This is a genomic window from Cytophagaceae bacterium ABcell3, from assembly GCA_030913385.1.
Classification (GTDB): domain Bacteria; phylum Bacteroidota; class Bacteroidia; order Cytophagales; family Cytophagaceae; genus ABcell3.
The window spans coordinates 4,139,636-4,153,049 of the sequence record CP133159.1 but is presented as its reverse complement, the minus strand read 5'-3'; the positions used below and the strand labels follow the sequence as shown (position 1 = coordinate 4,153,049).

Sequence of the window (13,414 nt, the reverse complement as noted above, 5' to 3'; positions counted from 1 at the left end):
TTGAAATAATGCATAACAACGGTATCCTACTTTTTCCCCTGTCTAATGAGCGTGTGTTGTCCGCTATGTTTGTCTAACAATGTTTCTAAGGTTCAAGTAACAATCAATGTTCGGGCGTATTATTTATGCCATACATGTGCATTGGTTTTTGTAGGTAGCGGGGTGTTGCCTTCTGCCGAACAAGAGAAGGGGAGGTATTTGCAGCATCGAAATAGCATTGAAGATTCAGGCTATGTGGACTTTCTTCAATCTATCATAGTGCCAGCGCTACCTTACCTTAATGCTGAAATGAAAGGCTTAGACTATGGTTGTGGTCCTGCACCTGTGTTGGCTGAGCTTCTAAAGGGTAAAGGGCTTTCTTGTGATGCTTATGATCCTTTTTTTAGAGATATCCCACTTGATAGTAAGTATGATTTTATATTTTCAACGGAAGTCTTTGAGCATTTCTTTTCTCCTAGGCGTGAATGTGAAAAAATTATCTCATTGCTAAAGCCTGGAGGTGTGTTATTGGTTATGACATCCTTTTTTCCTGGATTAACCAGTTTTGACCAGTGGCATTACAGAAGAGACTTTACTCATGTCGCTTTCTATCAGGAAAAGACCTTTCAATATATAGCTGATAATTTTGGGATGCGTATTATGTACTGTGATGGGAGAAATAAGGTAATATTAAAAAAGACAGGATAAACCTGCCTTTTTTAATACTAAAGTGTGCGGTAGTTACTTTAACTTAAGCTTTTTTGCGTAATGTTTTCTTGTATAAGAAGGACTAGATTCAATGTTGGTGATAACCTGTTTTAGGTTATGGTGCAGTTCGTTTTTTACCAAGCCTTTATAAACATAGTCCATTTCAATTCCTATTTCACTTTTTCTAATTTCCCTTTTCATTTGGGATATTAGGTGGTTTAAATGTGAAAGTTCAGAATCATCAATACCAAATTCCTGTTTTAGCGATGAAAACTCCCTTGTGAAATTATCCAGCCATTCATTAAGTTCGGAATCTTTTGTTGGTAAAATTCTTCCTTTGTTTTCGGTAAAATTCATAGGTTAAATGGTTTTAACTTAATTAGCAAAACTATATATATCCTTTTAATAATCCAAATTTGTATAGAACAAGGTGCTGTTTTTTCTTACATCAGTCTGTTTTTTGACAACCTTTGCAAGGTTGATCCGTAGTTTGGGGTTGTTTTAAATTGCAGGCATTCAGTCAATGCAATACCAGAAGCTTTTTGTATATTTGACTATATTTCTGGAGCAGGATCCTTGATGTACCTTTGTGTAATGATGGTTGCGCTAAGTGTTGCTGTATTACAGTATGACATGATTTATAAAACATTATGGTGTCAATAAACCCATGTTTTTTCAGTATTTATAAGTTGCTGGTATGCTTTATTGCCATTGTTTTTATGGGCAGCTTAGCCTCCTGCTCAGGAACCAAAACGCTTCCGGTCAGTAATAGATTGATTAACAGTAACTGTTTTTACAGCCCTCTACCCGAAGGTAAATATGCCCCTGATAGTAATTTTGTCCCAGATAGTAAACTGCTCGATAGATTTTCTGAAGATGCTTTGTTTATTGCCCATATTACAGGGTTAAAAAAGAAATTGGAGCGCTTGTATTTGGCAGAAGAAGAAATTAAGCGAGGATATAGTTTAAGTGCTAGGTTAGAGCTGAATGAGGTTCGTCAACAAATTGATCATCACATATCTCATGCTTCTTTACAGGTGTCTGCGCTCGCTTCAGTATTGGAATGTGAAGATGAAAGAGCAGATCAAGTGGCTAGCTATTTATTGCATCAACAAAATAAAGCGCAGCAACATCTTACTGTAGCAGCTATTACGATAGGTGCGGTTACAGCCATAGCTTCAGGTATTGTATATTCCAGACGGCCTGATGCACCTGCGGTAGATGGAATAGGCATCGTTGGGGGTATTGCAGAAGTGCTCATTGGTATTCGGTTGCTTCTTTTAAGTAAAAAAGTAGATTTTTGGCATCAGCAGAATCATCTTCGGGAAATTTGGTATGGGCCTAAGTCTTCTGACTTATATCCTCCTTTTATATGGGCGTATCTAAACTCTGTGAGAACGGATAGTGAAGTGACTATTCGGGAGCAAATAATCGACAAGTGGATAGGCTTGGAACAATTGGCGTCAGAGGATAAAAAAGAACACAAAAGACAGGTGGCGCTTTACTTTGGCAAAGGAGGAAAATACTCGGCAGATGACTTGACGAATCGGGCTAATATGCTTGATCAATTAGAGGCTCAAGTTAGCCTTCTCAAACAAGGACTTTCTAAACTCTCTTACGAAATATATGAGCAAAAGTAAAAAACCGCAGAGGTTGTCTTTGGGTGTCTCTGCGGTTTTATTAGATTTGTTAATTCCTGATTCTCGCTTCTGGTTCATCTGGTCTATTCCTTTCTATGATAGAGTCTGATTCATAAATTCGGACGCCGGTGCCGCCACCAGCGGTTTTGTTTATGGTAGTATCAGCTCCTTCTCTTGGATGTTCTATAATCCTTCCCTCCTCAAGTTCTGCTGCCTCTCTTGCTGCTGGTCTTGAGGGGTCTCCACAAGAGGCTGTTAATAACAAGCCTGCTATCATTGCCAGATACAAATGTACTTTCATAATATTATCCCCTTTTATTGTTTAACAGACCTGTAGTTTGTTTTGTTAAACATGAATTATGCTGATAGATCTCATCTTGAGACTAAAAAATAATTTAGCACTTTTAGGGCGCAAAGCGCAGAAGCGCTGTGGTAAAGGTATATATATAAGGGAAGCGGCTGACTTGAAGATATTTTGCTACGTAAAAGAACGTTTTATTGCGTGTAAAGCTGAAACAGTAGTACTTCTGAAAGGGAGTGTCTTTATGTCAGATGTTTTGTTTTTTTTCTCCTTATGGCTAGATTCTTGTTATTTACTGGGAAGTGTTAAAGTGGATTTTGCACAAATGGAGAACTCTATAGCATAAATTGAGTTTACATCAGACAAAGCGCGCAACTTTTCTTCTGGCGCTTCTGTATAGTAATCTTATTAAGAAAAGTGAAAATGGAATTTAAGCTTATTACTGATTTTAGTGACATAAAGCCAAAAGATGTGGTTCGGAACCCTAGCGAAAGAAGGCTTTACGAAATTGTGGATGTTGACGAAACTTTTCATAGGGTGCTTTTGAGGTTTTATGTTACAGATCACGAAGCAGATGCTGACAGAAAAATTATGGTGCATCAAGAGGCTCTACTTAACCGATGGCAAAAAATGGTTTGATTTTAGACTGATTAACTAAGGGTAGGCTAATAAGTCTACTTTTACTTTGCATTATCTTGCGAATGGCTGGTTTATAATATGATTATTTGTAGTTTTTTATAAACTTAGCAACTTTATTCCTCTTTTCGGGTTGTTAAGTAGGTGTATTTTTCCTTATATGCTTTAATTTGCCTCAATGAAATTACCTATTAACAAGGACTACGATTCTGAAGTTTGTGGTAGTCTTCCGTTGCATTTAGTAAACCATGTACAATCCTATGGCTTTTTGCTTGTCCTAGATTATAAGGAGTTCAAAGTTGTTCAATGTAGTGAAAACAGTAGTGAGTTTTTAAATGTAGATATTGATGGAATATTGGGTAAGCCAATTGAAAAGCTTTTTAGTGAAGGGGCTTTCAAGGAGTTTTATACCAAGATTGAGCAGCGCGGATCTAATGATAGTATCCCTTTCAAAACTTCTTTAAATGGCAATGATGGGTCAGGGTTTATATGTAACATGACTATTCATTTTAAAGAAAAATATTTCCTGCTTGAAATAGAACCTGATTCTGAAGTAAATAATAAAAGCTTTAGTGATGTTCACCGTGATTTGAAATATATCCTTTCATCACTAAAAAAAGGTAAGGATTTGGAAGAACTTACCGCCATTGCTGCCCGAGAAATAAGAAAATTTGCGGGGCTAGACAAAGTGATGATTTATCAATTTGATGAAAATTGGAATGGGTTTGTCTTAGCAGAAGATAAAATTGATAGCCTAGAGTCTTACCTTTACCTATGGTTTCCCGCTTCGGATGTGCCTAGACCTGCCAGGGAGCTTTACTTGAGAAACCCATATCGTCTGATTCCTGACCGGGGTTTCCGCCCTTCTAAACTAATGCCTGTAGTCAACCCATTGATTAACTCATTTACAGATATATCCGACTGTAATTTGAGAGGTGTCGTTGCGGTGCACTTAGAATATCTGAAGAATATGAATGTGCAGGCATCTATGTCTTTGCCAATAATTGTCAACGGGAAGTTGTGGGGACTTATTTCTTGTCACCATCAAACAGCTTGTGAGTTGAGTTATGAAATGAGGGCGGTTTTTGAACTGTTAGCGGATATTCTGTCGTCTCAGATTTCTGCAATAGAAAAAGAAAAAGAACTCTCGCAAATGGCTATAATGAGCGAGAAGCTGGCAGGTATAATAGAGAAACTTTACTCAGTTGATAATATTGCCTCTGCTTTGCTTAATGAAGATACTGATATACTGAATCTTTTTGGTTTGGATGGGGTAGCTATAGTTATAGAAGGGGTGACGTCTGCTGTTGGGAATGTGCCAGGGCAAAAGGATATTAATGGGGTTGTACATTGGTTGCAGCGAGAAAATATTGATAAAGTGTTTACAACCTCTAGTTTAGTAGAGTATCATTATGAAAGCATCGATTATGCTGACATTGCTAGTGGTTTATTAGCTATACCTATATCTTTGCGCGACGGTAGCTATATCTTAGGTTTTAGACCCGAAGTTGTACAGAATGTACGTTGGGGAGGAAATCCAGAAGAGAGGGTTCAAATGGAAAAAGATGGCATAAACTACCATCCCCGCTCTTCTTTTTCTGTGTGGCAAGAAACTGTAAAGCATACCTCTGAGCCTTGGAGTTCCCGGGAAATTGAAATTGCAGAAAAACTGAGGGTTGCAATTCTTGAGAAATTAGTGAATGTTTAAAATTGCCAAGAAATAATGGATACACAGGTAGATCCTAATAATCAACTAAACTATGTGGTGGGGATAGGGGCTTCGGCAGGTGGTCTGGAAGCTATCAATGAAATGTTTGATAATGTACCTCCTGATGCAGGCTGTGCTTTTATTTTAGTCCAACATCTATCTCCTGACTATAAAAGTTTGATTGCTGAGCTTTTGGCCAAGCATACTGAAATGAAGGTGATCGAGGCTGAAGATAATATGCTGGTGCGGCCTAACTGTGTATATGTTATTCCTGTAAAAAAATACCTTACTATAAGATTTGGAAGGCTTAAGGTGTCTGAGAAAGAGGTGGCTAAAGCACCTAATGTTGCTATTGATAAATTCTTCGAATCTCTGGCTTTTGATCAAAAAGATAAGGCTATTTCTATTATTTTATCAGGAACAGGTTCTGATGGAACAAAAGGCGCCAAGGTGGTAAAGGAAAACGGAGGGAATGTCATTGTTCAGGATCCATTGTCTGCTAAGTTTGACGGAATGCCTAATAGCGCTATATCGGCTGGGGTTGCCGATGTGGTGGTGGCACCGGAGTTTATTGCTGAAGAAATTATTAAACTTACTTCTAACAAGCCAAAACGTAAATCATATGTAGAGAAAGTGTCTGATCAGCAAAGAGATGTGTTGGGAAAAATTTTGGATATTGTAGGACGAGAAACATCTTTTGACTTTAACTTATACAAGAAACCTACCATAGTTAGGAGGCTTTTAAAGAGGATAGCCCAACTTGAAATTAGTTCTCCGGAAAAATATCTTCGTTATTTAAAAGAGAACCCAGAAGAGGTTCATCTTCTTTACCAAGAGTTTCTAATCACTGTTACTCGTTTCTTTAGGGACAATGAGGCGTTTCATATTTTGGGGACCACGGTTTTACCAGAAATTTTAGATAAAAAAGATGGGGGTGATATAGTTAAAATCTGGGTGGCAGGGTGCAGTACAGGGCAGGAGGCCTATTCCATTGCTATTCTAATTATGGAATATATGGAAATGAAGGATAAAAATTTCGATGTTAAAATTTTTGCCACAGATCTGGACAAAGACGCCATTGATGTTGCCAGTAAAGGCGTGTACCCTCATAGTATAGAGGGGGAGGTAAGTTCAATAAGGTTGGGCCGTTATTTTTCTAAAGTAGGAGGTGGTTATCAAATTAACCAATCTATTAGGAGAATGGTTATCTTTGCCCAACATAATATTATAAAAGACGCCCCTTTTAGCAAGACGGATCTTATTTCTTGTAGAAACTTACTTATTTATTTTCAGCCGGAGCTCCAAAAAAAGGTTTTGGCCACTTTCCATTTTTCACTAAATCCAGATGGAGTACTGTTTCTTGGGCCAAGCGAAAATCCAGGAGTTGCAAAAGAGTACCTTTCCACATTGCACTCTAAATGGAAGATTTATAAAAAGAATAAACATGCTGGCGCATTGAGTGATAGGGGGCAAGTATCGTCGGCTTCTGTTTACAATAGCTTTGCCAGCAAAGAGCATTTTGAGAAGGTTCAAAGTAGAAAAGGTGAAGATATTAATGAACTGTTTTGTAGTTCAGTGTCAGAAGATTTTCATTATGCTGGTGTGTTTGTCAATGATAGTTTAGATGTTAAACAGGCTGTAGGGGATTTTAAAAAGTATTTAAGTCTTCCTGAAAAGAAGCTTACCATGAACCTACAGAAAATGGTGCATCCAGATTTGGTTGTGACGCTTTCGAGCTTGGTTCGTCAAGTTTTAAAAAGACGGGAGAAAGTTGTTAAGAAAGGAGTTAAAATTAGGGATGGCGAAAATATAAGGGTTATTAGTTTGGTAGTGAGACCCGTAGAAGATAAGCCTAAAACCGCATTCATTCTTTTTGGAAAGGAGTATGACTTTTCTGTTGCAGAGAGAGCTGATAGCGCAGAGGTTGATGATAATGAGATGAGGGTTCATTATGAGGAACTTGAGGGTGAATTGAAAGAAACCAAGGCTAACCTGCAAAGTACAGTAGAAGAGTTAGAAACTTCTAATGAAGAACTGCAATCTACTATAGAAGAACTGCTTTCTGCTAATGAAGAACTGCAAAGTACCAACGAGGAACTGCAATCCTTGAACGAAGAACTGCATACTGTAAATAGTGAGCATCAGCAGAAGATTAAAGAGCTGATAGAGTTAAATGATGACCTTGATAACTACTTTCGAAGTACTGACATTGGTCAGGTGTTTGTCGATGAGGCCATGAGGGTTAAGAAGTTTACTCCTGCTGCTACCAAGTTGGTCAATTTGATCGAAGCAGATATCGGCAGGCCATTAAACCATATTTCTAATAATATTCAATATCAAGAACTTCAGGAAGACGTAGAACAGGTGGTTAAGCACCATACTATCGTTGAAAAAGAAATTGGGCTGAAAGAGGGTAAGTTTTTTCAGATGAGGGTTGTTCCATATATTACTCAGGCTGGCGGTTATAATGGAGCGGTTATGACCTTTGTGGATATTACCCGAGTTAAATCATTAAACAACTTGTTTGGTGGAGTGCTTTCTAGTTCTGTAAATGGTATTATGGCTTTTACTGAAGAAAGAAATGCTGATGGAGAGTTAATTGACTATAGGTTTGTTCTGTCTAATAGGGCGGCTAATTCTATGATTGGTTTTGAAGAGGAAGATATTGCTGGGCACAAAATGCTAGAGGTTATTCCTGTTTTTAAAAGTCAAGGTTTGTTTGATAAGCTCAGGAAGGTTTCTGAAACAGGAATACCTTTACGTCTAGAACATTTCATGATGATAAACAATCATAAAATATGGTTATTGACCTCTGCTGTGCGCATTGAAGGAGGTATCGCTCTGAGCATGTCCGATATCACTGAGAAAAAGAAAAGTGAAGAAAATACCAGTCTTGCAATAAAAAACCTTAAAAATACTGAAGAGAAGCTACGAAAACTGAATGAAGAGCTTGAGGTTAGGATCGAGGAGCGGACTAAGGAACTGCGTGATAATGAAGAACGTTTTAGGCTGGCGGTCAAAGCTACCAATGATGTTATTTGGGATTGGGACATACTTTCTAACCAAGTATGGTGGAGTGAAGGGTTGAATGATTATTTTGGTATAGATAATGCAGAAGACAGCAGTATCGGCATTGAGACTTTTTATGATAATATACATGAAGATGACCGCGAAAAGGTAATTAAAGGGATAAATAAGTCTTTAAATACTGGCGATAGTGTATGGGGTGATGATTTTAAATTTAAAAAAGCCGATGGTTCTATTGCTTATCTGTTTTCTCGTGGCTATGTCCTCAAAAATGAATATGAAATGCCTTACCGCATGGTTGGCTCTATGATAGATCTTTCAGACCTGAAACAAACACAAGAAGAACTCAACGAAACTAATGAGAATCTAGTCAAGATCAATAATGATCTTGACAACTTTATTTATACTGCATCGCATGACTTGAAAGCTCCAATTTCCAATATCGAAGGACTTGTGTATTCACTCGAAGGCGAATTAGCGGAGAATAAAAATGAGCATATCCTTGAAATGTTGGATTTGATAAAAACTTCTATAGAGCGTTTCAAAAACACCATCAAGGATTTGACTGAGATCTCTAAAGTGCAGAAAAACCTGGAGAATGAATATGACTTTATAAATGTGGAAGATGTGCTTAAGGAAATTAAAATGGTTATTCCTGAGATAATAGAAGAGAATAATGCAAAAATTAATTTGCTCTGTCAGCCATCGTGCAAGTCTATAAAATTTTCGAAGAAGAATTTTCAAAGCATCCTTTATAACTTTATAACCAATGGGATTAAATATCGAAAGCCAAAGGTGGCCCCTGTAATTGATATAGATATTTGGGAGGAGGGCGACTTTAATGTTTTGATGATACGGGATAATGGTTTAGGAATTGAACCGGAGAAAAAAGCTAAAGTATTTGATATGTTTAAAAGGCTTCACGACCATGTGGAAGGTACAGGTCTTGGGTTATATATAGTTAAAAGAATAATGGACAACTCCGGGGGTAAAATTGAAGTAGATAGTGAACTAGGAGAGGGGAGTACTTTTAAGCTTTATTTCCCAAAATAATGTCAAGAAAAGATAGAAGTATGCCATAAGAGGCAAGTAGTCGCCAAAAAAAATCCCCATTTCTAACTATGATCAGAGATGGGGATTTTTTGTTGCAGTTCTCATATTATTTTTCTTTTGTAGAAAAAGGTACCATTGTTAAAAGGTTCATTAGGTCGTTGCTGATCAGGGTTTTTACTTCCTCTTTTGGCTTCCCTAGCTTTGATTCCAGCTTGTTTAATAAAACTTCTTCTTTGGAAAACTCGATCCTGTTGCCCGCAGGCCTAACATTTTTTAAAGATCTGTTAAACTTTCTTCTCGCAAATATAAAGGTTGCTTTTGCTCTGTGTCTTCTCATATTTTTCTTTTTTAAAAGATTAAAAATTGATTTTTACTTACATTGATATAAAGGTATACTCTTTTAATGTATTCCGCAAGTCTAAATCAATAATGTTAAAAATATGTTGATAATAACTAAGCTCTGTACGGAAATTAATATGTTCTTGCTATAAATAACCTTTAAAATGTGTTAATTGTTGTTGTTATATTACACAAAGCTTGTTTTAGACATACATTTCCCTGTAATCCAGCGCCTTTTTTAGTTTGTCTTCCGTTAACGGTTTTTGCATAAAAAACCACTTGTCTTCCCTTATTTTGTCAAACTGTTCTTTGTCTTTCTCATAAGTAGAATTGGTAAGAATTATTAGTCTTACCTGGGTTTTGTTGCAGAAGTTCTTTCTTTTAAAGTATTCCAGAAACTCAAACCCATCCATAAAAGGCATGTTCAGGTCAAGTACAATGAGTTCGGGAGCTTTTTGGTTGTGTGTTTCTATGTAGTTTTGAAGTATATTTAAAGCCTGTTCTCCATTTACAGCTACTAGAAGTTTTTCAACAGGAAGTTTTCTTTCAATTAGTCTGCGGTTTACCAAATTGGTGGTTCCGTCATCATCTATTAGTAATATGCCATTGATTTTTTTCATAATCTATTGAGATGGTAAGATTATTAAAAAAACCTTGGGTTGTTAAATTTGTTCGAAGTGTACAGGTTGAGGTGAGGGCAGAAAAAAGCAAAAAGAAGATGTTGGAAATGTAGCAGAAGTTAATGCTATACTCGGGATAGAAATAAAAAAGCCGGATTTTAAGGAGTGTTTCCTTTGAAATCCGGCTGTAATGTTGGGGTGCTATTTTTTATTGATCGATAGAAATAAGTTCTACCTCAAAGATAAGCGTGGTGTTAGGTCCTATTTTTCCGCCAGAGCCTCTTTCACCGTATGCCAGATCTGAAGGAACGTATAGTTTCCATTTTGAACCAACAGGCATCAGTTGTAAAGCTTCAACCCATCCTTGGATAACACCGTTGACAGGGAAGGTCGCAGGCTGTCCGCGTTCTACAGAACTGTCAAAAACACTGCCATCTATTAATGTGCCGTGGTAATGGGTAGTTACTTTGTCAGTTTCTTTAGGCTTAGGGCCATCGCCTTCTTTTATTATCTCATATTGTAGTCCACTCGGAAGTTCTACTACACCTTCTTTTTTCTTATTTTCTTCCAAGAACTTTTTTCCTTCAGCAAGGTTCTTTTCCATTTTCCTTGTCTGTTGCTCTTGCATATAAGCTGTCAGAATCTCGTTGGCTTTTTCTTGGCTTATTTGCAGGTCTTCGCCTTTATAAACATCCTGGAAAGCTTTGTTAAGCATTTCAAGATTAATATCTTCAAATCCCTGTGCCATTAAATTTTGGCCAATGTTGATGCCAAGACTATAGCTGATGGAGTCTTTCTCTGAACTGAGAGTACTTTGTTGTGTCATTTTCTTAGAATTAACTTTTCCTTGTTTTTTTTGCGCAAAACCTGCAAACGAAACAGGTATAAATGCTAGACAGATTAAATAGGCTCTGATTTTCATTGCTTTAATGTTGCCGTGAGGACACGAAATTATAATTTTTAAATTCAAAACGGAAAAAAAATACATTTTTTCTTGAATCCATGAACATGATGCATCCACATACAGTTCATTTTTTCGGCTCTAAATTGAATTGTTATAGTTGAAAATGATCAATAGGTTATCAGTTGTAAAGTCATCGGCTGGCCTAGGTAGGGAGCAGAATAAGTAAAGCGGTTGTATTTAATTTTTTTGACAAAGACACATAGTTAATAACACCAGCTTGGTTTTTGCCGTTCTTTTATATAGAGGAGGATGATTATGAAAAAAATGATGGATGTATTAGATAAAGTTGCAGCCAAATGGGTAAAGGCTGTAAGCCCTGCAAAAAGAAATAGATCTACTATGCTTCCTGAGGATGTGGATCTCAAGCCAAAGGATGGGAGAAATCTTATTGCTTCTGATGATGTTGGCAATGGTGTCAGTTCGCTAGGACGGATTGGAAAAGCTGGTAGATATATGACAAGTAGAAATAACCTTACCAATAGGACTTTTACTGAAAGGGGAAGGTATTACAGGCGTACAAGAATGAGAAGGAGGTGTGCTTAGAAAGCTCTTGTCTGTTTTTTGTTATCGAGTTTTTTTCTGTTCTTTTTTAGAAACATACACGTATTGAAAGTTTAAAGTTTTATTTTCTGATGTGTGGCTTTGGTCAGGTGGCGAAGGTTTGTCTTCTCCATCTTTCTTTTCTTTTACCTCTTGGTCTGTTCCTTCTAGCCAGTAGGGGTACTCTTCTTCTTTATCATGATCTTCATTCATCCATTCATACTCGGGCTCTTTGATTGGAAGGTTCCATGACCTAAAGTGCCAAGCCACGAGCAGTCCAGAAAGTGCTCCCATTAGGTGGGCTTCCCATGAAATGTGCATGTTGAATGGAAATAGCCCCCAAAAAAGGCTTCCATAGAGAAAGGCAATAAGCAAAGAAAGTGCTATGGAAGGCCTATCTTTTCTAAATATTCCCCCGAAAAAAAGGAAGAAAGCGAAACCGTATAACAAACCACTTGCCCCGATGTGAAACGATTCCCTGGCAAGGCACCAGATCCACAGGTTGGTAATGGCCCAGATTAAGAACAATATCTTATAGAAGATGTCATAGTAAAAGAACCTAATGGCTGTCGTGAGCAATATAATGGGTATGGCATTAGAATAAAGGTGCGATGTGCTGCTGTGAATAAATGGGGAAGTGATCAACCCTGGCAAACCTTTGATGTTTCTTGGATAAATGCCTAATTTGTAAAAGTTTAAAGAAAGTTCTCGATCCAGTAGATATACTAATGCCGCAATAGCGACTATCAATGTCCCTGGTATGAGGCTTTTAAATAAACGTTTTTTTTCTTCTAGCATATATTCTTAAAATTATCAACAAAGTGATCATGGAAATGGTTTTTTTATTGGTAATCTGGCACTTTTTTTAATATAAGCCTAAATTTGAAAAAAACATACCTATATGAGTAATACTATTATAAGAGTAGGAGGGGTGCCTGAGCATTTTAACATGCCATGGCATGAAGCTATAGAGCAGGGAAAATTCCGGGAAAAAGGCCTGGAGGTTCGGTGGACTGACTTTCCAGGTGGTACGGGGGCTATGAACAAAGCACTTCGGGAAAATGAAATTGATGTAGCAGTTATTCTTACAGAAGGATTTATTGCTGATGTGATCAAAGGAAACCCTGCTTCAATTCTTGGGTTTTATGTTGTTTCACCTTTACGCTGGGGTATTCATGTTCCTGCAAAATCTGATATAAAAGAGGTTGAAGATATCAAAGACCGAGTATACGCTATCAGCAGGCCAGGTTCCGGATCTCACTTAATGGCTTTTGTCGACGCTGATAAAAGAAAATGGGATGCTTCAGCCTTAACCTTCAAAGAGGTAGGGAATCTAAACGGGGCCAGAGAAGCATTGAAGACAGGGGCTGCCGAGGTGTTTTTTTGGGAAAAGTTTACGACTAAGCCATATGTAGATAATGGCGAGTTCCGAATAGTCGGGGAAAGGCCCACGCCATGGCCATGTTTTGTGTTGGCTGCCAGAAATGCATTTATTGAGGATAAGCTTGAGGAAATTCGGAGCTTGTTGTCAGTGTTGAGAGAGCAGTGCAAGGTTTTTATGCAAGATTCCGACAATGTTAGTAAAATAGCTAAAAGATATAGTCTTAGAAAGGAGGATGTGGAGACTTGGATTGCTGGTACTGAATGGGCAACGGGACCACAGGTTTCATTAAATACCTTAAGTGAGGTGATGAAAACTTTAAAAAAGCTTCAGGTGGTAGAGGAAGTTGTCCCGCCAGAGCAACTTTGTTCAGTTGCTTGCAGAATGGTATAAAAGTCAAATGGCTGTTTCTCGATTTGTGAAACAGCCGTTTTATCCTGGATATAATTAAGTATAAAAGAACAATAAATCAGCACGCCATTGTTGGTAAAGCGGCTGATTTATTGTTGCTTTTATGC

The 13,414-nt window shown here is 37.6% G+C and carries 14 protein-coding genes; 8 read left to right on the top strand and 6 right to left on the bottom strand.

Annotated elements, in window-relative coordinates:
• Window positions 1-45 precede the first annotated feature (45 nt).
• A complete protein-coding gene (locus RCC89_16850) occupies window positions 46-687 on the top strand; it encodes a class I SAM-dependent methyltransferase (protein WMJ74826.1) in 642 nt (213 codons plus the stop codon).
• A 33-nt stretch (window positions 688-720) separates the two neighbouring features.
• Here the strand turns inward: RCC89_16850 and RCC89_16845 are convergent, their stop codons facing one another.
• Window positions 721-1,044, bottom strand: coding sequence for a hypothetical protein (locus tag RCC89_16845; GenBank protein WMJ74825.1), 324 nt, complete (start codon window positions 1,042-1,044; stop codon window positions 721-723).
• Window positions 1,045-1,337: 293 nt separating this feature from the next.
• Here RCC89_16845 and RCC89_16840 point away from each other — a divergent pair, with 293 nt between their 5' ends.
• Window positions 1,338-2,327 carry a hypothetical protein gene (locus tag RCC89_16840; protein WMJ74824.1) on the top strand — a complete coding sequence of 330 codons (990 nt, stop codon included), beginning with the start codon at window positions 1,338-1,340 and terminating at the stop codon, window positions 2,325-2,327.
• A 49-nt stretch (window positions 2,328-2,376) separates the two neighbouring features.
• On the opposite strand, the gene RCC89_16835 is transcribed toward RCC89_16840, so the two are convergent.
• The gene (locus tag RCC89_16835; GenBank protein WMJ74823.1) at window positions 2,377-2,628 is read right to left on the bottom strand and encodes a hypothetical protein; all 252 of its coding nucleotides are present in this window, start codon (window positions 2,626-2,628) and stop codon (window positions 2,377-2,379) included.
• Between the two features lie 58 nt (window positions 2,629-2,686).
• Here RCC89_16835 and RCC89_16830 point away from each other — a divergent pair, with 58 nt between their 5' ends.
• The 4 genes from RCC89_16830 to RCC89_16815 all read left to right on the top strand — a co-directional run bounded on the left by RCC89_16830 (window position 2,687) and on the right by RCC89_16815 (window position 9,052).
• Entirely contained in the window at window positions 2,687-2,974 is a 288-nt protein-coding gene (locus RCC89_16830) for a hypothetical protein (GenBank protein WMJ74822.1), read from the top strand.
• A gap of 77 nt (window positions 2,975-3,051) precedes the next feature.
• Entirely contained in the window at window positions 3,052-3,267 is a 216-nt protein-coding gene (locus tag RCC89_16825) for a hypothetical protein (GenBank protein WMJ74821.1), read from the top strand.
• A 175-nt stretch (window positions 3,268-3,442) separates the two neighbouring features.
• The gene (locus tag RCC89_16820) at window positions 3,443-4,972 is read left to right on the top strand and encodes a GAF domain-containing protein (protein ID WMJ74820.1); all 1,530 of its coding nucleotides are present in this window, start codon (window positions 3,443-3,445) and stop codon (window positions 4,970-4,972) included.
• Window positions 4,973-4,987: 15 nt separating this feature from the next.
• The gene (locus RCC89_16815) at window positions 4,988-9,052 is read left to right on the top strand and encodes a chemotaxis protein CheB (protein WMJ74819.1); all 4,065 of its coding nucleotides are present in this window, start codon (window positions 4,988-4,990) and stop codon (window positions 9,050-9,052) included.
• Between the two features lie 106 nt (window positions 9,053-9,158).
• Here the strand turns inward: RCC89_16815 and RCC89_16810 are convergent, their stop codons facing one another.
• The 3 genes from RCC89_16810 to RCC89_16800 all read right to left on the bottom strand — a co-directional run bounded on the left by RCC89_16810 (window position 9,159) and on the right by RCC89_16800 (window position 10,933).
• On the bottom strand, window positions 9,159-9,389 hold the full coding sequence (locus RCC89_16810) for a hypothetical protein (GenBank protein ID WMJ74818.1): 231 nt from the start codon (window positions 9,387-9,389) through the stop codon (window positions 9,159-9,161).
• 205 nt (window positions 9,390-9,594) lie between these two features.
• Window positions 9,595-10,011, bottom strand: a complete 417-nt coding sequence (locus RCC89_16805; GenBank protein WMJ74817.1) for a response regulator — start codon at window positions 10,009-10,011, stop codon at window positions 9,595-9,597.
• 208 nt (window positions 10,012-10,219) lie between these two features.
• Window positions 10,220-10,933, bottom strand: a complete 714-nt coding sequence (locus RCC89_16800) for an FKBP-type peptidyl-prolyl cis-trans isomerase (protein WMJ74816.1) — start codon at window positions 10,931-10,933, stop codon at window positions 10,220-10,222.
• Between the two features lie 306 nt (window positions 10,934-11,239).
• Between RCC89_16800 and RCC89_16795 the strand changes: the two genes are divergently transcribed.
• Window positions 11,240-11,518 carry a hypothetical protein gene (locus RCC89_16795; GenBank protein WMJ74815.1) on the top strand — a complete coding sequence of 93 codons (279 nt, stop codon included), beginning with the start codon at window positions 11,240-11,242 and terminating at the stop codon, window positions 11,516-11,518.
• Between the two features lie 21 nt (window positions 11,519-11,539).
• Here RCC89_16795 and RCC89_16790 read toward each other — a convergent pair whose 3' ends face one another.
• Entirely contained in the window at window positions 11,540-12,313 is a 774-nt protein-coding gene (locus RCC89_16790) for a rhomboid family intramembrane serine protease (GenBank protein ID WMJ74814.1), read from the bottom strand.
• A gap of 103 nt (window positions 12,314-12,416) precedes the next feature.
• Between RCC89_16790 and RCC89_16785 the strand changes: the two genes are divergently transcribed.
• Entirely contained in the window at window positions 12,417-13,289 is an 873-nt protein-coding gene (locus RCC89_16785; GenBank protein WMJ74813.1) for a substrate-binding domain-containing protein, read from the top strand.
• The last annotated feature ends 125 nt before the right edge of the window (window positions 13,290-13,414 follow it).

What these genes read in the sequence shown, in the direction of transcription:
- RCC89_16850 (WMJ74826.1), top strand. Translation starts at nt 46, where the DNA reads ATGAGCGTGTGTTGTCCGCTATGTTTGTCTAACAATGTTTCTAAGGTT.
- RCC89_16845 (WMJ74825.1), bottom strand. Translation starts at nt 1,044, where the DNA reads ATGAATTTTACCGAAAACAAAGGAAGAATTTTACCAACAAAAGATTCC.
- RCC89_16840 (WMJ74824.1), top strand. Translation starts at nt 1,338, where the DNA reads ATGGTGTCAATAAACCCATGTTTTTTCAGTATTTATAAGTTGCTGGTA.
- RCC89_16835 (WMJ74823.1), bottom strand. Translation starts at nt 2,628, where the DNA reads ATGAAAGTACATTTGTATCTGGCAATGATAGCAGGCTTGTTATTAACA.
- RCC89_16830 (WMJ74822.1), top strand. Translation starts at nt 2,687, where the DNA reads ATGCTGATAGATCTCATCTTGAGACTAAAAAATAATTTAGCACTTTTA.
- RCC89_16825 (WMJ74821.1), top strand. Translation starts at nt 3,052, where the DNA reads ATGGAATTTAAGCTTATTACTGATTTTAGTGACATAAAGCCAAAAGAT.
- RCC89_16820 (WMJ74820.1), top strand. Translation starts at nt 3,443, where the DNA reads ATGAAATTACCTATTAACAAGGACTACGATTCTGAAGTTTGTGGTAGT.
- RCC89_16815 (WMJ74819.1), top strand. Translation starts at nt 4,988, where the DNA reads ATGGATACACAGGTAGATCCTAATAATCAACTAAACTATGTGGTGGGG.
- RCC89_16810 (WMJ74818.1), bottom strand. Translation starts at nt 9,389, where the DNA reads ATGAGAAGACACAGAGCAAAAGCAACCTTTATATTTGCGAGAAGAAAG.
- RCC89_16805 (WMJ74817.1), bottom strand. Translation starts at nt 10,011, where the DNA reads ATGAAAAAAATCAATGGCATATTACTAATAGATGATGACGGAACCACC.
- RCC89_16800 (WMJ74816.1), bottom strand. Translation starts at nt 10,933, where the DNA reads ATGAAAATCAGAGCCTATTTAATCTGTCTAGCATTTATACCTGTTTCG.
- RCC89_16795 (WMJ74815.1), top strand. Translation starts at nt 11,240, where the DNA reads ATGATGGATGTATTAGATAAAGTTGCAGCCAAATGGGTAAAGGCTGTA.
- RCC89_16790 (WMJ74814.1), bottom strand. Translation starts at nt 12,313, where the DNA reads ATGCTAGAAGAAAAAAAACGTTTATTTAAAAGCCTCATACCAGGGACA.
- RCC89_16785 (WMJ74813.1), top strand. Translation starts at nt 12,417, where the DNA reads ATGAGTAATACTATTATAAGAGTAGGAGGGGTGCCTGAGCATTTTAAC.